The 17,230-nt window shown below is 67.0% G+C and carries 17 protein-coding genes; 8 read left to right on the top strand and 9 right to left on the bottom strand.

Features of this window, described 5'->3' with window-relative positions:
- Nucleotides 1–63 precede the first annotated feature (63 nt).
- Nucleotides 64–1,086 carry an amino acid ABC transporter substrate-binding protein gene (locus AC3WOB_RS24870; RefSeq protein WP_013395664.1) on the bottom strand — a complete coding sequence of 341 codons (1,023 nt, stop codon included), beginning with the start codon at nt 1,084–1,086 and terminating at the stop codon, nt 64–66.
- A gap of 334 nt (nt 1,087–1,420) precedes the next feature.
- Between AC3WOB_RS24870 and AC3WOB_RS24865 the strand changes: the two genes are divergently transcribed.
- From AC3WOB_RS24865 to AC3WOB_RS24850, 4 genes are read left to right on the top strand one after another with little or no spacing between them, the layout of a single operon-like run.
- Complete coding sequence (locus AC3WOB_RS24865) at nt 1,421–2,419, top strand: Bug family tripartite tricarboxylate transporter substrate binding protein (RefSeq protein ID WP_013395665.1); 999 nt, start codon at nt 1,421–1,423, stop codon at nt 2,417–2,419.
- 15 nt (nt 2,420–2,434) lie between these two features.
- Nucleotides 2,435–3,115, top strand: coding sequence for a 3-oxoacid CoA-transferase subunit A (locus tag AC3WOB_RS24860; RefSeq protein WP_492276491.1), 681 nt, complete (start codon nt 2,435–2,437; stop codon nt 3,113–3,115).
- Nucleotides 3,116–3,142: 27 nt separating this feature from the next.
- Entirely contained in the window at nt 3,143–3,784 is a 642-nt protein-coding gene (locus AC3WOB_RS24855; protein WP_013395667.1) for a 3-oxoacid CoA-transferase subunit B, read from the top strand.
- Nucleotides 3,784–4,611: an IclR family transcriptional regulator domain-containing protein gene (locus AC3WOB_RS24850; RefSeq protein WP_013395668.1), complete on the top strand. Its 828-nt coding sequence runs from the start codon at nt 3,784–3,786 to the stop codon at nt 4,609–4,611. Before AC3WOB_RS24855 ends, AC3WOB_RS24850 begins: the two co-directional genes overlap by 1 nt.
- A gap of 10 nt (nt 4,612–4,621) precedes the next feature.
- Here AC3WOB_RS24850 and AC3WOB_RS24845 read toward each other — a convergent pair whose 3' ends face one another.
- The 5 genes from AC3WOB_RS24845 to AC3WOB_RS24825 form a co-directional block, all read right to left on the bottom strand.
- Nucleotides 4,622–5,674, bottom strand: a complete 1,053-nt coding sequence (locus AC3WOB_RS24845; protein ID WP_013395669.1) for an L-threonylcarbamoyladenylate synthase — start codon at nt 5,672–5,674, stop codon at nt 4,622–4,624.
- Nucleotides 5,675–5,688: 14 nt separating this feature from the next.
- Nucleotides 5,689–6,879: a 5-(carboxyamino)imidazole ribonucleotide synthase gene (locus AC3WOB_RS24840; protein ID WP_492276490.1), complete on the bottom strand. Its 1,191-nt coding sequence runs from the start codon at nt 6,877–6,879 to the stop codon at nt 5,689–5,691.
- Between the two features lie 5 nt (nt 6,880–6,884).
- The gene (gene purE, locus AC3WOB_RS24835) at nt 6,885–7,406 is read right to left on the bottom strand and encodes a 5-(carboxyamino)imidazole ribonucleotide mutase (RefSeq protein WP_013395671.1); all 522 of its coding nucleotides are present in this window, start codon (nt 7,404–7,406) and stop codon (nt 6,885–6,887) included.
- 100 nt (nt 7,407–7,506) lie between these two features.
- Nucleotides 7,507–8,079 (bottom strand): disulfide bond formation protein B, encoded by a 573-nt coding sequence (locus AC3WOB_RS24830; protein WP_013395672.1) that lies wholly within the window; start codon nt 8,077–8,079, stop codon nt 7,507–7,509.
- A 10-nt stretch (nt 8,080–8,089) separates the two neighbouring features.
- Complete coding sequence (locus AC3WOB_RS24825) at nt 8,090–8,248, bottom strand: DUF5993 family protein (RefSeq protein WP_013395673.1); 159 nt, start codon at nt 8,246–8,248, stop codon at nt 8,090–8,092.
- A gap of 570 nt (nt 8,249–8,818) precedes the next feature.
- Between AC3WOB_RS24825 and AC3WOB_RS24820 the strand changes: the two genes are divergently transcribed.
- Complete coding sequence (locus tag AC3WOB_RS24820; RefSeq protein ID WP_492276489.1) at nt 8,819–9,829, top strand: aldo/keto reductase; 1,011 nt, start codon at nt 8,819–8,821, stop codon at nt 9,827–9,829.
- Between the two features lie 53 nt (nt 9,830–9,882).
- On the opposite strand, the gene AC3WOB_RS24815 is transcribed toward AC3WOB_RS24820, so the two are convergent.
- Complete coding sequence (locus AC3WOB_RS24815) at nt 9,883–11,220, bottom strand: MFS transporter (RefSeq protein WP_207472618.1); 1,338 nt, start codon at nt 11,218–11,220, stop codon at nt 9,883–9,885.
- Between the two features lie 88 nt (nt 11,221–11,308).
- Nucleotides 11,309–12,946: a GMC family oxidoreductase gene (locus AC3WOB_RS24810; RefSeq protein WP_492276488.1), complete on the bottom strand. Its 1,638-nt coding sequence runs from the start codon at nt 12,944–12,946 to the stop codon at nt 11,309–11,311.
- A 180-nt stretch (nt 12,947–13,126) separates the two neighbouring features.
- Between AC3WOB_RS24810 and AC3WOB_RS24805 the strand changes: the two genes are divergently transcribed.
- Entirely contained in the window at nt 13,127–13,972 is an 846-nt protein-coding gene (locus AC3WOB_RS24805; RefSeq protein ID WP_207472620.1) for an IclR family transcriptional regulator, read from the top strand.
- A gap of 26 nt (nt 13,973–13,998) precedes the next feature.
- Here AC3WOB_RS24805 and AC3WOB_RS24800 read toward each other — a convergent pair whose 3' ends face one another.
- Nucleotides 13,999–14,712, bottom strand: coding sequence for a GntR family transcriptional regulator (locus tag AC3WOB_RS24800; protein ID WP_492276487.1), 714 nt, complete (start codon nt 14,710–14,712; stop codon nt 13,999–14,001).
- 140 nt (nt 14,713–14,852) lie between these two features.
- On the opposite strand from AC3WOB_RS24800, the gene AC3WOB_RS24795 reads away from it, so the two are divergent.
- Both AC3WOB_RS24795 and AC3WOB_RS24790 read left to right on the top strand, forming a co-directional pair.
- Complete coding sequence (locus AC3WOB_RS24795) at nt 14,853–15,899, top strand: Bug family tripartite tricarboxylate transporter substrate binding protein (protein ID WP_492276486.1); 1,047 nt, start codon at nt 14,853–14,855, stop codon at nt 15,897–15,899.
- Nucleotides 15,900–15,995: 96 nt separating this feature from the next.
- Nucleotides 15,996–17,186 (top strand): M20 aminoacylase family protein, encoded by a 1,191-nt coding sequence (locus AC3WOB_RS24790; RefSeq protein ID WP_454694935.1) that lies wholly within the window; start codon nt 15,996–15,998, stop codon nt 17,184–17,186.
- Nucleotides 17,187–17,230: the final 44 nt, after the last annotated feature.

Below are 17,230 nucleotides of genomic sequence, written 5' to 3'. Positions count from 1 at the left end.
ATCGCGTGGCGATGCCATAAAAAAACGGCCCGGAATACCGGGCCGTCTCGACGGGCGCGAACCTTAACGGATCGGCCAGGGATACATGGCGCCGCCCTTGTTCCACAGCGCATTCGTGCCGCGTTGCAGGCCAAGCTTGCTGTCCTTGCCCACGTTGCGCTCGAACACTTCGCTGTAGTTGCCCACCGCCTTGATGGCGTTGTAGGCCCACTTTTCATCCAGCCCCATGTTCTTGCCCGCGCCCGGCGTCACGCCCAGGATGCGCGCAATGTTGGGGTTGTTGCTCTTGAGCATTTCGTCCACGTTCTTCTGCGTGATGCCGTATTCCTCGGCCTCCATCAGCGCGAACAGCGTCCAGCGCACGATGCCCAGCCAGTTCTCGTCGCCTTGGCGCACCATGGGGCCCAGCGGCTCCTTGGAGAAGCGCTCCGGCAGGATCTCGTAGTCGTCCGGCTTGGCGACCTGCGTGGCCCGCACTGCGGCCAGTTGCGAGGAATCGTCGGTGAAGGCATCGCAGCGGCCCGACTCGAAGGCGCGCACGACCTCGGTCACCTTGTCGATCACCACCGGCTTGAACTCGATGTTGTTGGTGCGGAACCAGTCGGCCAGGTTGAGTTCGGTAGTGGTGCCCGGCTGCACGCAGACCGTGGCGCCGTTGAGTTCCTTGGCGCTTTTGACGCCCAGCTTCTTGTTCACCAGGATGCCCTGGCCATCGTAGAAGCTGGCGGCCACCGCCGCCAGGCCCAGCGAGGTGTCGCGGGTCTGCGTCAAGGTGACGGTGCGCAGCAGCACGTCCACTTCGCCCGATTGCAGCGCCGTGAAGCGTTGCTGCGTGGACAGCGGCGTGCCCTTGAATTTGGTCGGATCACCGAACACGGCCGCCGCAACCGCGCGGCAGATGTCCACGTCCATGCCTTCCCATTCGCCCTTGCTGTTGGTGGCCGAAAAGCCGGATACGCCGTCGGTCAGGCCGCATTGCACGAATCCTTTTTTCTTCACGGCATCGAGGGTGGGCCCCGCCACCGCTGCCTGGGATGCGCAAGCCAGGGCAAGAGCGCTGGCTGCAAACAAGATGGAACGCTTCATGGTCGCTACTCCTGAGAGGGATGCCGCGCCGGCTTGTAAGCCGGCTGCGTTTGAAACCGAGCCCTGCCTTACTGGGCCGGCCGCCAGATTAAGCGATGTCCACGGCGTGAACAACGCAACGGCGCCTAGTGGAAACCCGGAGAACAGGCCGCTGTTCCAGAAGGTTGCCGAGCTGTCCGGTGAACGAACTTTATCCGTCCGCCGGGCCGCGATCGGCGCTTGCCTTGGTGCCATACTTTTTTCGCGTCCCGGGCCCGCCGCTGCCGGCGCCGCGATCTCTCAAAAATAACGGCCGCGCTTCCGATAGCGGCCGATTCATGGAGGAGACCAACCCATGCCCCATGCAAGCACCTTGCAGTCCCGCCGCAGCACCCTCAAGACCCTGCTGGGCACGGCCCTGGCCGCCGCCGGCCTGGCCGCCGGCGCCGTCCATGCGGCCGATGATTGGCCCAGCAAGCCCATCAAGGTCATCGTGCCGTACACGCCCGGCGGCTCGACCGACATCGTTACCCGCATCGTGATGGACAAGCTCGGCCCGCGCTTGAAGCAGACCATCATCATCGAAAACCGCCCCGGCGCCAACAGCAGCGTGGGCTCGGCCATCGCCGCCAAGGCGGAGGCGGATGGCTACACCTTTCTTTCCATCCTTCCGGCCTACATCATCAATTTCCATCTGTACAAGCTGGGCTACAAGCCGGCCGACCTGACGCCGGTGGTGCAGATGGCCGACCTGCCCCTGTTCCTGTTCGTGGCGGAAGAAATTCCGGTGAAGACGGTGGCCGAGCTGGTCGACTATGCGCGCAAGAATCCGGACAAGCTCACCTATGCCTCCAGCGGCAACGGTTCCAGCGCGCACCTGACCGGCGCCGACTTCGCGCTGCAAAGCAAGATCACCATGACGCACGTGGCCTACAAGGGCAGCGCGCCCATCCTGGCCGACCTGCTGGGCGGCAGGGTCTCGATGGTGTTCGACCCCATTCTCGTGCCCATGCAATACGTCAAGCAGAACCGGCTGAAGGCGCTGGCGTTCACCGGCAAGCAACGCTGGCCCACCGAACCCTCGATCCCGACCATGGAGGAAGCCGGCCTACCCGGTTTCGTCACCGGGTCCTGGGCCGGACTGATGGCGCCGGCCGGCACGCCCGCGCCCATCATCGAACGCATGGCGCGCGAGATCAGCGAAATCGTCAAGGAACCCGACGTCAAGCAGAAGTTCCTGGACGCGGGCTTCCTGCCGGCCAGCGGCACCACCGCGCAATTCGCGGAACTGATGAAGACGGACTCGACGCGCTACGCCGGGATCATCAAGCAGGCGCGCATCACCGTGGACTGAACGCGGAGCCCCACCATGATCGACAAGTTCTACGACACGCCCGAGTCCGCCGTCGCGGACATCCACGACGGCGCCACCGTGCTGATCAGCGGCTTCGGCGGCGCCGGCATGCCCACGGAACTGATCCACGCCCTGATCGCGCAGGGCGCGCGCGATCTCACCGTGGTCAGCAACAACGCTGGCAACCACGAGACCGGCCTGGCCGCGCTGATCAAGGCCGGGCGCGTGCGCAAGGTGGTCTGCTCGTTTCCCAAGGCCTCGCACTCCTGGGTCTTCGACGAGCTCTACCGCCAGGGCCGCATCGAACTGGAATGCGTGCCGCAAGGCACCATCGCCGAACGCCTGCGGGCGGCCGGCGCCGGCCTGGGCGGGTTCTATACGCCCACGGCCTACGGCACCGAACTGGCGCGCGGCAAAGAGACGCGCATGATCGACGGCCGCGGCCATGTCTTCGAGCTTCCCCTGCATGGCGACTTCGCGCTGGTGAAGGCCGATCTGGGCGACCGCTGGGGCAACCTCACCTACAACAAGAGCGCGCGCAACTTCGGCCCCGTCATGTGCATGGCGGCCAAGACCACCATCGTGCAGGTGCGCGCCAAGGTTGCGCTGGGCGAGCTCTCGCCCGAGGCGGTGGTGACGCCGGGCATCTTCGTCCAGCGCGTCACCCAGGTGACCAACGCCGCCTTCTCCAGCTAGGGCCTGTTCACTCCAGAAGGAATCCGCATGTTCCAACCCCTGACCCGCGAGGCCATGGCGCGCCGCCTGGCCCAGGACATCCCCGACGGCAGCTACGTGAATCTCGGCATCGGCATGCCCGTGCTGGTGGCCGCGCACCTGCCCGCCGGCCGCGAGATCGTGCTGCACAGCGAAAACGGCATCCTGGGCATGGGGCCGCCACCCGCCGACGCCGATATCAACCTGGACTTGATCAACGCCGGCAAGCAGCCCGTGACCCTGCTCGCTGGCGGCGCCTACTTCCATCACGCGGATTCGTTCGCGATGATGCGCGGCGGCCACCTGGACATCTGCGTCATGGGCGGCATGCAGGTCGCCGCCAACGGCGACCTGGCCAACTGGTCGCTGGCCAAGCCTGGGGAAGCACCGGCCGTGGGCGGCGCGATGGACCTGGCGGTGGGCGCGCGCAGCGTCTACATCATGATGGAACACAACAGCAAGAGCGGCGAACCCAAGATCGTCGAGCGCTGCACCTATCCGCTGACGGGCGCCGGCGTGGTGGACCGCATCTATACCGACCTGGCCGTGATCGAGGTCACGCCGGACGGGCTGCTGGTTCGGGATATGATCGACGGCATGACCCTCTCAGCCCTCCAGGCGCGCACCGGCGCGCCATTGCGCGCAGCCTGATGCGGCCCAATCTTCCCCCGCCCGGCTATGCCGCGCCGCTCGCGGCGGAAGATCATCCCGACCAGCTGCGCGGCGATCCGGACTACATGTTGACGCTGGCGCGCGGCCTGCATGTGATCCGCGCCTTCGGCACCCGACGCCATCCGCAAACCGCGGCCGAACTGAGCCGCCGCGCCGGCCTGCCGCGCGCCGTGGTGCAACGCTGCCTGCACACCCTGATCCTGCTGGGCATCGCCGAGCAGCACGGCAGGCTCTATGTGCTAACCCCACGCATCCTGGGCCTGGGCTACGCCTACTTCTCGTCCACGCCCTTCGTCTCGCTGGCGCAGCCGGTGCTGGAAGAGCTCAGCGCCACCATCAACGAGACCTGCGCCCTGGCCATCATGGAAGGCCACGAAATGCTGTATCTGGCGCGGTCCGAAGTCACGCGCCTGCTGGCCACCTCGATGGGGCTGGGCAGCAGGCTGCCGGCTTATTGCACGTCCATCGGGCGGGTGCTGCTGGCGCAGTTGCCGGAACCGGCGCTGGCGCGCTATTTCGCCGCGACCGAGCTGCAGCCATACACGGAATTCACGATCATCTCCGAAGACGGGCTGCGCGCGGAACTTGCCCGCATCCGCGAGCAGGACTATGCGGTCGTCGACCAAGAACTGGAACTGAATGTGCGCGCCATTTCCGTGGCCGTGCGCTCGGCCAGCGGCAAGGCCTGCGGCGCGGTCAACGTCAGCGTCAAGGCGGCGCGGGTGCCGCTAAACCGGCTGACCGAGGAGTTCCTGCCGCCGTTGCGGCAGGCGGTGGAGCGGATCGGGGAGTTTCTGGCGGCGTGAGGCGCAAGCCTCACAGATCCGTCGTATCCAGCGTGAAGGCAGCGGCGGCGCGACCGATTCGGTCGTTGACGGCGTGCCAGTCGTCGGTGGCGGGCGGCGCCTGCACGATGATGCGGGCATAGCCCTGCTGGTCCAGGTCGCGCAGCAGGCCGTAGAGCGCCTGCGCATAGCGCGCCGGATCGGCGGGCACGGCTTGCCATTGCACCCGGGCATCGAGCGCAGCGGGACGATCGCCGTAGGCGACCACCACCACCTTGCCCTCTGGCAGGCCCTGCCCCTGCACCACGTCGCGCAGACGGGCGTCGGTGGCCAGCTCGAGCGCCGTGCGTGGCGCGTAGTGCGCCTTCAGCGTGCCCGAGGCGCGCGGCGCGGCCGCGTCGGGCGCGAACACCTGCACGCCCAGCACGGCTTCGATCTGCGCGGCGCTGATGTGGCCGGGACGCAGCAGCACGGGGCCGGCGCCGCGGTCCAGGCGCGACAGATCCAGGATGGTGGATTCAATGCCGACTTCCGAAGCGCCGCCCTCCAGCACCGGCATGCCGGCCGCGACTTCCTCGGGGAACTCGCTGCGCACGTGCTCGGCGCGCGTCGGCGACACCTGGCCGAACTTATTGGCCGAAGGCGCCGCGACCCCGCCCTGCCCGTTGGGCTTGCCGGCGGCAAAGGCCGCCAACAACGCCTGGGCCACGGGATGCGAGGGGCAGCGGATGCCGATGCTGTCCTGGCCGCCGCTGACCGTGTCGACGATGTGCGGCGCGCGCTTGAGGATCAGCGTGAGCGGACCGGGCCAGAAGGCGTCGATCAGCAGGCGCGCCTCTTGCGGCACTTCCGCCGCCCAGTACGACAGGTCGCCTTGCGGCGCGATGTGCACGATGACGGGATGGTTGGACGGCCGGCCCTTGGCGGCGTAGATCTTGGCGACTGCCTGCGGGTTCTCCGCGTCCGCACCCAGGCCGTAGACGGTCTCGGTGGGGAAGGCGGCCAGTTCGCCGTCCAGCATGCGCTGCGCGGCTTGGGCGATCTCTGCGGCGCTGGCGGAAGCGGTCGGGGGCAAGGAAGTCATGGAGTCGCCGCGCTTTACTCGGGAGCCTGCATGCCCAGCGCCGCCGCCACGCGGGCGGCGTCGTCGCGGGCCTGCTGCAGGGTGGGCGCCACGATCGTGATGTGGCCCATCTTGCGGCCCCGGCGCGCTTCGCGCTTGCCGTACAGGTGCAGTTTGGCCGTAGGCACGGCCAGCGCGGCAGCCCAGTCGGGCTCGCGTTGCGCGGTGGCGGTGGCCGACGGATACCAGATGTCGCCCAGGATGTTCAGCATGACGGCAGGCGCCAGCAGGTCGGAACCGCCCAGAGGCAGGCCGGCCATGGCGCGCGCCTGCTGTTCGAACTGGCTCGTCAGGCAGGCATCCATGGTGTAGTGGCCGCTGTTGTGCGGACGCGGCGCGATCTCGTTGACGATCAGGCTACCGTCCTTGAGCACGAAGAATTCCACGCACAGCACGCCGTGATAGCCCAGACCCTGGGCGATGGCTTGCGCGGCCTGCGTGGCGCGGGCCTGCCGTTCGGCGTGGGCCGCGTCCTGCTGCACGGGTGCGGCGGTCGACACCGCCAGGATGCCGTCGCGGTGCACGTTGCGCGCCACGGGAAACACCACGCTCGCGCCGTCGAAGCCGCGCGCCAGCACCACCGAGATTTCGTAGTCCAGCGGCATCAGCGCTTCCAGCACGCAAGCCACGCCGCCGAACTCGGCGAAGGCGGCCAGCGCTTCCTCGCGCGTGCCGATGCGGGCCTGGCCCTTGCCGTCATAGCCCAGGCGGGCGACTTTCAGGATGCCGGGAAACAGGCCTTGCGGCGCGGCACGCAGGTCGGCTTCGCTGCGGATGGCGGCGTGCGGCGCAACAGTGATGCCCTGCGAGGCGATGAAGGTCTTTTCGGCGATGCGGTCCTGCACGATGGCCACGGCATCTCCGGCCGGGCTGACGCGGCAGCGCGTGGCCAGCGTGCGCAGGCTGTCCGCGGGCACGTTCTCGAATTCGGTGGTCACGGCCTGACAGGTCTGCGCCAGGCGCTCGAGCCCGGCCTCGTCGTCGTAGGCCGCCTGGATATGCAGGTCGGCCACCATGCCCGCCGGGCATTCGGCGGCCGGATCCAGCACCGCGACCCTGTAGCCCAGGCTCTGGGCCGCGTGGCAGAACATGCGGCCCAGTTGGCCGCCGCCCAGCAATCCCAGCCAGCCGCCGGGAGCAATCATGAAAGCAGTCGATTGAGTCATTCTGATCAGGCCTCGGGCGGAACCTTCATGTCGCGCGCGGCTTGCGTCTGGCGCGCGCGGAACGCCACCAGCTTCTTGTGCAAGCCGGCATCCGTGCCCGCCAGGGTGGCGATCAGGTGCAGCGCCGCATTGGCGGCGCCGGCTTCGCCGATCGCGAACGTGGCCACCGGCACGCCCTTGGGCATCTGCACGATGGACAGCAGCGAATCCTCGCCGCGCAGGTACTTGGACGGGACCGGCACGCCGAACACCGGCACTTCGGTCAGCGCCGCCATCATGCCCGGCAGGTGCGCCGCGCCGCCGGCGCCGGCGATGATGCCGCGCAGGCCGCGCGCATGCGCCTCGGCGCCATACTCGGCCATGTCCTGCGGCATGCGGTGCGCGGAGATCACGCGGGCCTCATGGGGCACGCCGAAGTCCTCCAGCATGGTGACCGCGTGCTTCATGACCTCCCAATCGCTGGAAGAACCCATAATCACGCCCACCACGGGGGTGGCCTCTGCCGCTGCGGAAGTCTTGGCTGTCATAACCGGTGTCGTAGAAGACCGCGGCGCAGGGCCGCGGAGAGTCAAAGGACCGCGGACGGATGCCGCGAAACCCGGTATTTTACCCGGCGCTGGCGCCGGGCTATGTGGCGGAGGGGGAATTCAGCCACTGGTAGCTGGTGGGGTTGTCCGGGCAAGGCCCGAAACCGCACTCCAGCGTGGTGCTGCCGACGTTGGCCAGCGCCATCAGGAAAAACAGGGCCATGACCAGCACGCCCAGCACCGATACCGGCTTGCGCAGCATGTTGTCGCCCCACTTGCGGTCGACCGCCAGCATCACCGTGCAAAACACGATGATGGCGATGAAGGCAATGAACGCCCAGGTGTAGAAGTGCAGGCCCAGCAGCGGCGAACCGTAGCCCGGATCGCCAGGAGCAATGTGCAGCAGCACCTGCCGGCCCGAGGCCAGCAGGCCGCCCAGCGCGCCCGCAATGCTCATTGCGTAGTGCAGCGGCGACGGACCCAGGCGCATGTTCAACAGAAAGCCCATGCCGGCCAGCATCAGCGCCACGCGCTGCAACAGGCATAGCGGGCAAGGCAACTCGTCGTAAGCGATCTGCCAGAAGAAGGCCATGCCCAGGGCGCCGGTAATGCCCAGTAGCGCCAAGCCGTTGAGGATGCGCGAGCCGCGCGCGGGATTGCGGGAGAAGATCATCGCCCCGCCCTCAGAACGACAAGGCCAGCGGGCTGGTCATGTGGTACTGGCACCAGGCGGCGAACAGCGCCAGCGTCAGCAGCCAGAAGGTCACGCAGGGGCGGCGCCTGCCCAGCATGCCGAACCACACCGCGATCAGGCCAGTCAGGAAAGGCAACATCATTACCATGCTGGGAGCTCCTTTCTGGGGAACGTCCCCATGCAAGCAGCCGGGAATTATAACGTCACAATTCGCAATAAATCCTATCGAAAGCCCTGATAACACTTGCAGGGCAACGCTCCAGGGCGAAAAAAACCGCTCCATCTGAACCGCCCCCGGAAGTCGGACGTAAATCCAACTTCCGGGGGGAGCGGAGCGACAGGGCTTCGAACTTGCGGAGGTCAGGGTTCTTTAGCCGCCGAGGCTGCCCTGCGCCATTCCGATGCTCGCCCCGGTGGGGCTGCGCTTCGGATGGCTCCGGGGTCCTCGGCTGGCAGTCGCCTAATGCGTTGGTTTTGGACCCCGTTCATGGGCAGATGCCGTGAGCCGGTGGCCGGGCGGAGGGATCCGAAGCGCAGCCCCACCGGGGCGAGCATCGGAATCCCGCAGCCCGGCCACTGGCGACTCAAGAACCCCGACCTTGCAAAACCGATCATCAACAATCCAATCAAGCATGCCTTAAATGCAAATTTGACGGGCGCGGGCCTGCCGTTGCATGCTCGCGTCTAATCCATTTCCGTGAATGAGAGGAAGCCAACCATGAACTACCGCCGCCTCGGCCGCAGCAATCTCCGCGTCTCTCCGCTCTGCCTGGGCACCATGATGTTCGGCGAGCAAACCCCCGACGACGAAGCCGCCCGCGTCGTCGCGTCCGCGCGTGACCATGGTTTGAACTTCATCGACACCGCCGACGTCTACAACGGCGGCCGCTCCGAAGAAGTGGTCGGCAAGCTGCTGAAAGGCCAGCGCCACGACTGGGTGCTCGCCAGCAAGATCGGCAACGCCGTCGGTGAAGGCCCGAACCAGGCCCATTATTCGCGCCAGTGGCTGATTCGCGGCGTGGAGGACAGCCTCACGCGCCTGGGCACCGATTTCATGGACATCCTCTACCTGCACCGCGACTACCACGAGGAAAACCTCGAAGAGGCCCTGTGGGCGCTGGGCGACCTGATCCGCGCTGGCAAGCTGCGCAGCTTCGGCCTGTCCAACTTCCGCGGCTGGCGCATCGCCGAAGTGATGCGCCTGTGCGAAAAACTCGGCGTGCCGCAACCCGTCGTCTGCCAGCCTTACTACAACATGCTCAACCGCGGTCCCGAAATCGAGATCCTGCCTGCCTGCAAGCACTACGGCCTGGGCGTCGTGCCCTACAGCCCGATCGCGCGCGGCGTGCTCACCGGCAAGTACCTGCCGGGCCAGGCGCCCGCGGCCGACAGCCGCGCCGGACGCGGCGACCGCCGTATCCTGGCCACCGAGTTCCGGGAAGAGTCCCTGGAAATCGCGCAAAAGCTGGTGGCGCATGCCGCCGCCCGTGGCACGCAGGCGGGGCATTTCGCTACCGCCTGGGTGCTGGCCAATCCCGTCATCACCGCCGTCATCGCCGGCCCGCGCACGCTGGCGCAGATGGAGGACTACTACGCGGCCCTGGACGTGAAGATCACGGCCGAGGACGAGGCCGTCGTCAATGACTGGGTCACGCCGGGCCATGCTTCCACTCACGGCTACAACGATCCCAACTATCCGTTCTACGGCCGTCCGGTGGCAGCTGCCTGAGGCGGGCAATCCCAAGATAAAAGCGCCGGCTCATATGGCCGGCGCTTTCACGTTCAGGCCTTGCCCAATCCCCCGCGCGGCATGGCATTTGCCGCCGCTTCCAGTTCCGCCGGCTGCGCGCCACGCCCGATCAGCATGGCGCAGATCGCCGACACCACCCCCGCGAACAGCACGTACAGGCAGATCAGCCAAGGCTGGCCGCCGCCCGTCTTCAACAGCGCGGTCGCGATGATGGGCGTGATGCCCGAGGCGAAGATGCCCGAGAACTGATAGACGAAGGAAATTCCCGTGTAGCGCACCTTGGCGTCGAACAGCTCGCAGAACAGCGCCGCCTCCGGTCCGTACACGGCGGCGTACAGGATGCCGAACGGAATGATGATGGCCAGCCAGATCAGCATCACGCTGCCCTGGCTGTTGAGCATCAGCCAGAAGCCGGGGAAGGACGCTGCAGCAGTGATGAGCGAGCCCCAGAAGTAGACCCGGGTTCGGCCGATGCGGTCGGACAGGCGGCCGAAGAAGGGGATGAAGAAGCACATCACCAGGGCCGCGGCCATCACGCCGATCAGCGCTTCGGTGCGCGTGATCTGTACGGTCTGCGTCAGGTACGAGATCGAGAACACGCCGAACACGTTGAAGAACACGCCGTCGATGTAGCGGGCGCCCATGCCCTTGAAGACATTGCCCGGATAGCGCTTGAGCATGTCGAAGAAGGGGATGCGGCTTTCGGCGTTGTTGGCCTTGACCGCCGCGAACTCGGGCGTTTCCTTGATGTTCAGGCGGATGTACATGCCCACCAGCACCATCGCGGCCGATGCCAGGAAGGCGATGCGCCAACCCCAGGCCATGAACTGCTCATCCGTCAGCAGGGTGGATAGCAGCGCCACCGTGCCAGAGGCCAGGCACAGTCCGATCGCCAGCCCGATCTGCGGCAGCGAGGCGTAGAAGCCTTTCTTGCCGGGCGGGGCGTATTCATAGGCCATCAGCACCGCGCCGCCCCATTCGCCGCCCAGCCCGATGCCCTGGAACACGCGCAGCAAGAGCAGCAGAATCGGCGCCCAGATGCCGATGCTGTCGTAGGTCGGCACCAGGCCGATCAGGAAGGTGGCGATGCCCATGATCATCAGCGTCATCACCAGCATGCTCTTCCTGCCGATACGGTCGCCGAAGTGGCCGAAGATCAGCCCGCCCAGCGGCCGGGTGATGAAGCCTACGGCGAAGGTGGTATAGGCCAGCATGGTCGAGATCGTCGGGTCGCCCGTGGGGAAGTACAGCTTGTTGAACACGATGCCCGCGACGACGCCATACAGGAAAAAGTCGTACCACTCGATGGTGGCGCCGATCAGCGACGCGGCGACGACTTTGCGCACCGCGGCTTCGTTTTGCTTGGCCATGTCTAGTCTCCTTTGGTGGGGCGGTCGGGCAATCTGCGTTGTCCTGCGCCTTGGGGGGTTCTGCTATCCGGGGTCCGTCATCTCCGATTCAGGCGGCGACGCGCAGCGCCTGCGGCTGCACTTGCCTGAGGTCCTGCAACATGAAATCGGCCGCGCGTTCGGCCAGCATCACCACGGGCACGTTGGTGTTGCCTGACACCAGCGTGGGCATGATCGAGCAGTCCACCACGCGCAGTCCCGCCACGCCATGCACGCGCAGGCGCTCGTCTACCACGGCCATGGGGTCGCTGGACGGTCCCATCTTGGCGGTGCCGGACGGGTGGAAGATCGTGGCGCCGTATTCGCGGCAGAAGTGCAGGATCTCGTCGTCCGTGCGCACGTCCGGCCCGGGCCGGAACTCGCGCTTCATCAGGCCGGCCAGCGGCTCGGTGGCGGCGAGCCCGCGCGCATACTTCACCGCGGCCACGGCCATGTGGCGATCCAGTTCGGTGGACAGGTAGTTCGGCTGCATGGACGGCGCCTCGAAGGGATCCGTGCTGCGCAGCTGGACCCGGCCACGCGACGAGGGCCGCAACTGGCAGACGGAGTACGTGCAGCCCGAGAACGGATGCACCTTGCCGCCCGCCATGTCGGCGGACAGCGTGGCGAAATGGAACTGCGTGTCGGGCGTGCGGCTGGCCGGATCGACCCGGCAGAACACGCCGCCCTGGTTGATGCCCACGGCCAGCGGCCCGCCGCGGAACAACAGCCATTCCAGACCCATGCGGGCGCGGCCCGTCAGGCTGCGCAACTGGTCGTTGGTGGTGATGGGGCGGGTGGTTTCGTAGATCAGACGGATTTGCAGGTGGTCCTGCAGGTTCTCGCCCACGCCGGGCAGGTCGCGCACCACGCCGATGCCGAACTGGCGCAGCAGGGCGGCAGGCCCGACGCCGGACAGCTGCAGCAGCTGAGGCGATTGCAAGGCGCCGGCGCACAGCACGACTTCGCGGCGGGCGCGCACGGTGTGCACCTGGCCGTCGCGCCGGTAGCGCACGCCGCAGGCGCGCTTGCCCTCGAACAGCACGGCCATGGCGTGTGCGTCGGTTTCCACGTGCAGATTGCTGCGGCCTTGGGCGGGGCGCAGGTAGGCGACCGCAGTGGAGCAGCGGCGGCCATTGCGCGTGGTGAGCTGGTAGTAGCCCACGCCCTCCTGGTCGCCGGTATTGAAGTCCTGCACATGCGGCAGGCCCAGCTTTTGCGCCGCGCCGATCAGCGCTTCCACCAAGGGATGCGGCGTCTTGATCGAGGTGGCGTTGAGCATGCCTTCGGTGCCGCGCGTGGGGCCAGGGCCCAGGTCATTGTTTTCAAGCTTGCGGAAGTAGGGCAGGCATTCGTCCCAACTCCAGCCGGGATTGCCGGCGGCGGCCCAGGCGTCGTAGTCCTGCCGCTGGCCGCGGATGTAGATCAAGCCGTTGATGGAGCTGGAGCCGCCCAGCGTGCGGCCGCGCGGCCAATAGATGCGCCGGTCCAGCATGCCGGGATCGGGGTCGGTGTAGTAGCCCCAGTTCAGGACCTTGTGGAACATCGTCTTGCCGTAGCCGATGGGGATGTGTATCCACGGGTTGCTGTCCTTGGGGCCGGCTTCCAGCAGGCAGACGCTATGCGTGCCGCTGGCGCTCAGCCGGTTGGCCATCACGCATCCGGCCGAGCCGGCGCCAACTACGATGTAATCCACGGTATCGGACATGTCCGCAAGCTCTCCCTGCAGCCGGGCGCCGCGCCTGGCCTACGGCGCGTTAACCCTGCTTGTCGTTGTGGGGCGCACTTATATACTGGATCGATGCCGGGGCTTGGGTGCTCCGTCATTTGTGGCGATTCTAGGAAGCACGCGCGCAGAACAAAGCACAACAGGCGCAGGGGCGGAAAAGTGGAACAGAATATGCAGATTCAGTTTCAAAATCGCGGTGCAGCATCGGCGCAGCAGGCCGACGACGCCGCGACCCAACAGGAAGCCGCGCGTTCGCTGCGCGCGCTGGTGGTGCTGGACCATCTGGCGCGGGCCCAGCATCCACCCACGCTGGCGCAACTGGCGCAGCGACTGGACATGCCCAAGACCACTTTGATGCGCTTGCTGGCGGCCATGCAGCGCGCCGGCTTCGTGGCTGCGACTCCCACCGAGAACGGTTTCGTGCCGGGACCGCAAGCAGCGACCTTGGCGCTGGCTACCTTGCGCGCATCGGCATTCACTCGCGCCTGCCGTGCCGTGCTGGCGCAACTGGTCGGCACGCTGGGCGAAACCTGCAACCTGACCGCGCCCGACGGCGACCGCGTGATCTACATGGAACGCGTCGAAACGGCCGAGCCGCTGCGCCTGTTCTTCGCCGTGGGCAGCCACGTGCCCATGCATTGCACCGCCAGCGGCAAGCTGTTCCTGGCGTCCATGAACCGGCTGGAGCGCGGGCGGGTGCTGGCGCGCCTGCCGCTGACGCGCAACACACCGCGCACGCTGACGGATCCGGCCAGGCTGGAGGAAGAGCTCGAACGGTTGGCGGCGCGCGGCATCGGCATCGACAACGAGGAGTTCGTGCGCGGGATGAGCGCCGTGGCCGTGCCGGTGCGCGACGCGGACGACCGGGTGGTGGCGGCGGTGGCCTGCCATGCGCCGACCGCGCGCGTGATGCTCGACGATCTGCTGCGCGCCGTGCCGGTGTTGGAACGCGCGGCGCGGGCCATGCATGACGTGCTGGCGCAGCACCGAACTGGCGCGGCATAACGGCCCGGCCTCAGGCCTGCGGGTTTTCAATCAGGTGTGAACAGGTCCGGCGGCAGGCGGGCCACGGCGTCGTAGGTCAGGCGGATGTGGGCGGCCAGCAGGTCACAGGCGCGGTCGGCATCGCGGGCCAGCGTGGCGTCCAGAATGCCTTTGTGTTCGTCGTCCAGATTGCGGGCGATAGGTTTGCGCGTGACGGTCAGGCGGCGGTAGCGCTCGGCCTGCTGGTACAGGATGCCCAGGAAATGATGCAGCCAGCGCGAGGGACAGGCGCGGATCAGTTCGCGGTGGAATTCGCGGTTGCGCTGCTCCCACTCTTCAAAGCGGGTGTCGGGGTCGGCGGCCAGGCGCTGCTCGGCCTTGCTCAGGCGGTGGAAGGCCGCGAGCACGGCGCTTTCCCAGTCGTCGTCGCCCAGGGCAATGGACTGGCGCAGGGCCTGGGTTTCAAGCAGCACGCGGTTTTCGGTGATGTCGCGGAAGTCTTCCAGCGAAATCGGCGTGACGTGAAAGCCGCGCTGTCCCTGCGCGATGACCAGCGCGTCCGACACCAGCAGCGCCAGCGCTTCGCGCAGCGTGCCCGCGCCCACGCCGTAATCGTCCTTCAGGTGTTCGACCCGAAGCCGCGAGCCTGGCGGATGCACGCCCTGGATGATGTCGCGGCGCAGGTTGACATAGGCCGCGCCGACCAGGGTGTTGGCCGAGGCGGAATGGGCAAGCGGAGGGAGGGTGGCGCCTTCTGACATGGGGGCTACTTTATCACTGTGATAAAAAAATCTCGATAAAAATTATTGACGCCGAGATTTATGCTGCTTATCGTAGAAAAAAGCGTCGCGATTACGACCGGCATGCAGCTGGCGGCAGACGCAACCTGGAGACAAGCAGAGTGATACGGCTACACGACGTCCGGCAGGCCCGGCTGCGCACCCGCAATCTGTCCGAAACGCCCGCGCGGCGGCCGATGTTGCGCCGCATGGCGGCCTGCGTGGCCGCGTTGGCGGCGTTTGCCGCAAGCCCCTGGGCCAACGCCGAGAACTGGCCGGCCCGGCCCGTGACCATCCTGGTCAACGGCGGCCCCGGCAGCTTGCCGGACCTGTTCGCCCGGCCCCTGGCCGAGCGCCTGCACCACGCCCTGGGCCAGCCCGTGGTGGTCGAAAACAAGCCCGGCGCAGGCGGCATGCTGGCGATGCAGCAGCTGAAATCCGCGCCGGCCGACGGCCACACGCTGGCCCTGGTCACCAATGCCCACCTGGTGTGGAACCCCTACATTTTTCCGGCCCTGACCTACGATCCGGCGCGCGATTTGCAGCCGGTCAGCCCGCTGGCGGTCATTCCCATGGCGCTCACGGTCAATGACAAGCTGCAGGCCAAGTCCCTGGACCAGTTGCTGGCGCTGGCGCGCCAGAAGCCTGGCCGGCTGAATTACGCGTCCTCGGGCAACGGCAGCCCGCCCCATGTGCTGTTCGAGATGCTGCGCGAACAGGCCGGCGTCGACATCATGCACGTGCCGTTCAAGACCGGCACCGGCGCGCTGAACTCCGTGCTGGCGGGCGACACGGAAATCTATTTCGCCGGCACCGCCCTGGTGGAGCCCATGGTCAAGGAAGGACGCTTGCGCGTGCTGGCCATGAGCGAAACGGTGCCCGATGCGGCTTTCGGCAAGGCGCCGACGCTGGCCGCCAGCCATTTCACGGGCTTCGAGGGCGCGGTGTGGCTGGGCGTGGCCGCGCGCGCCGGCACGCCGGACGCCATCGTGCAGCGGCTCAACGAAGAAATCGGCCGCGCGCAGCAGGACGGCGCGCTCAAGCAGATGTACGCCAGCCACGGCTCGCTGCCGTACCATCTGGCGGCAGCGGCCTTTGCCCAGCGGGTCGCCGCAGAGCGCGATACTTCCGGTCCCGTGCTGCGCAAGCTGGGCATCAAGCCCGATTGAATTCCCCCTTTCCAACCCGAGGGCCTGCGCAAGGCTCGCTTCAGTGCGTACAGACCCTCTAATTCTGGGCTCCGCTTGCGGAGCCCGCAGCAGCTTATGAACCTGATCGAAGAGATTGTTGAAAACTCCCCGTCCATCCGCGACATCCGCAGGGACATCCATGCGCATCCGGAACTGGCGTTCGAAGAGAACCGCACCTCCGACCTGGTGGCCCAGCTGCTGGAAAGCTGGGACATCCCGGTGCATCGGGGCTTCGGCAAGACCGGCTTGGTGGGCGTGATCCGCAATGGCGACTCCGGCCGCACTCTGGGCCTGCGCGCCGATATGGACGCGCTGCCCATGCACGAGGTCAACCAGTTCAGCCACGCCAGCAAGCATCCCGGCGTGATGCACGCCTGCGGCCACGACGGTCACACCGCCATGCTGCTGGGCGCGGCTCAGCATCTGGCCCGCCATCGCAACTTCGACGGCACGGTCTACCTGATCTTCCAGCCCGCCGAAGAGCGCGGCGGCGGCGCGCGAGAAATGATGCGCGACGGCCTGTTCGAGAAATTCCCCATGGAAGCCGTGTTCGGCATGCACAACATGCCCGGCATTCCGGTTGGCTGCTTCGCTTCGTCCGCGGGGCCGGTGCTGGCGTCCAACAGCGAATTCCACGTGACCATACGCGGCAAGGGCGGCCACGCGGCCATGCCGCATCTGGCCATCGATCCCATACCCGCGGCGGCCCAGATGATCGAGGCCTTCCAGACCATCATCAGCCGCAACAAGAAACCGCTGGAGACGGCAGTCATCTCGGTGACCACGGTGCAGGCGGGCGGAGTGGTCAACGTCATCCCCGACACCTGCGAACTGCGCGGCACGGTGCGCGCCTACACCCGCGAAACGCTGGACTTGATCGAGCGCCGCATGGGCGAGGTCGCGCAGCACGTGGCCGGCATGTTCGGAGCTCAGTGCGATTTCGTCTTCACGCGGCACTATCCGTCGACCATCAACCACGAAGCCGAGACCGCCTTCATGCGCAACGCGCTGACCGAGGTAGTGGGCCAAGAGCGCGTGCTGGTGCAGGCGCCCATCATGGCGGCCGAGGACTTTTCTTTCATGCTGGAAGAAGTACCCGGCAGCTATTGCTTCATCGGCAACGGCGAAGGCGACCACCGCGAGCCCGGGCATGGTGAGGGTCCTTGCCTGGTCCACAACACCAGCTACGACTTCAACGATGCGCTGCTGCCGATCGGCGCCAGCGCCTTCGTGAAGTTGGCGGAAAACTGGATGCCGCGCAAGTAGCGGCAACGGCGGCGCGGGCGGGCAGGGCAATGCCTGTCCGCCCG

Source organism: Achromobacter sp. FW305-C-30-7 (genome assembly GCF_058783105.1).
The sequence above is the reverse complement of the archived record's forward strand: the minus strand, read 5'-3'. Positions and strand labels throughout refer to the sequence as shown.

Excerpts from the sequence above, each read along its gene's own strand:
- AC3WOB_RS24840 (WP_492276490.1), bottom strand. The coding sequence starts at position 6,879 with ATGACTCAATCGACTGCTTTCATGATTGCTCCCGGCGGCTGGCTGGGA.
- AC3WOB_RS24825 (WP_013395673.1), bottom strand. The coding sequence starts at position 8,248 with ATGGTAATGATGTTGCCTTTCCTGACTGGCCTGATCGCGGTGTGGTTC.
- AC3WOB_RS24830 (WP_013395672.1), bottom strand. The coding sequence starts at position 8,079 with ATGATCTTCTCCCGCAATCCCGCGCGCGGCTCGCGCATCCTCAACGGC.
- AC3WOB_RS24850 (WP_013395668.1), top strand. The coding sequence starts at position 3,784 with ATGCGGCCCAATCTTCCCCCGCCCGGCTATGCCGCGCCGCTCGCGGCG.
- AC3WOB_RS24855 (WP_013395667.1), top strand. The coding sequence starts at position 3,143 with ATGTTCCAACCCCTGACCCGCGAGGCCATGGCGCGCCGCCTGGCCCAG.
- AC3WOB_RS24865 (WP_013395665.1), top strand. The coding sequence starts at position 1,421 with ATGCCCCATGCAAGCACCTTGCAGTCCCGCCGCAGCACCCTCAAGACC.
- AC3WOB_RS24810 (WP_492276488.1), bottom strand. The coding sequence starts at position 12,946 with ATGTCCGATACCGTGGATTACATCGTAGTTGGCGCCGGCTCGGCCGGA.
- AC3WOB_RS24845 (WP_013395669.1), bottom strand. The coding sequence starts at position 5,674 with ATGACTTCCTTGCCCCCGACCGCTTCCGCCAGCGCCGCAGAGATCGCC.
- AC3WOB_RS24815 (WP_207472618.1), bottom strand. The coding sequence starts at position 11,220 with ATGGCCAAGCAAAACGAAGCCGCGGTGCGCAAAGTCGTCGCCGCGTCG.
- AC3WOB_RS24820 (WP_492276489.1), top strand. The coding sequence starts at position 8,819 with ATGAACTACCGCCGCCTCGGCCGCAGCAATCTCCGCGTCTCTCCGCTC.
- AC3WOB_RS24870 (WP_013395664.1), bottom strand. The coding sequence starts at position 1,086 with ATGAAGCGTTCCATCTTGTTTGCAGCCAGCGCTCTTGCCCTGGCTTGC.
- AC3WOB_RS24800 (WP_492276487.1), bottom strand. The coding sequence starts at position 14,712 with ATGTCAGAAGGCGCCACCCTCCCTCCGCTTGCCCATTCCGCCTCGGCC.
- AC3WOB_RS24860 (WP_492276491.1), top strand. The coding sequence starts at position 2,435 with ATGATCGACAAGTTCTACGACACGCCCGAGTCCGCCGTCGCGGACATC.
- AC3WOB_RS24790 (WP_454694935.1), top strand. The coding sequence starts at position 15,996 with ATGAACCTGATCGAAGAGATTGTTGAAAACTCCCCGTCCATCCGCGAC.
- purE (WP_013395671.1), bottom strand. The coding sequence starts at position 7,406 with ATGACAGCCAAGACTTCCGCAGCGGCAGAGGCCACCCCCGTGGTGGGC.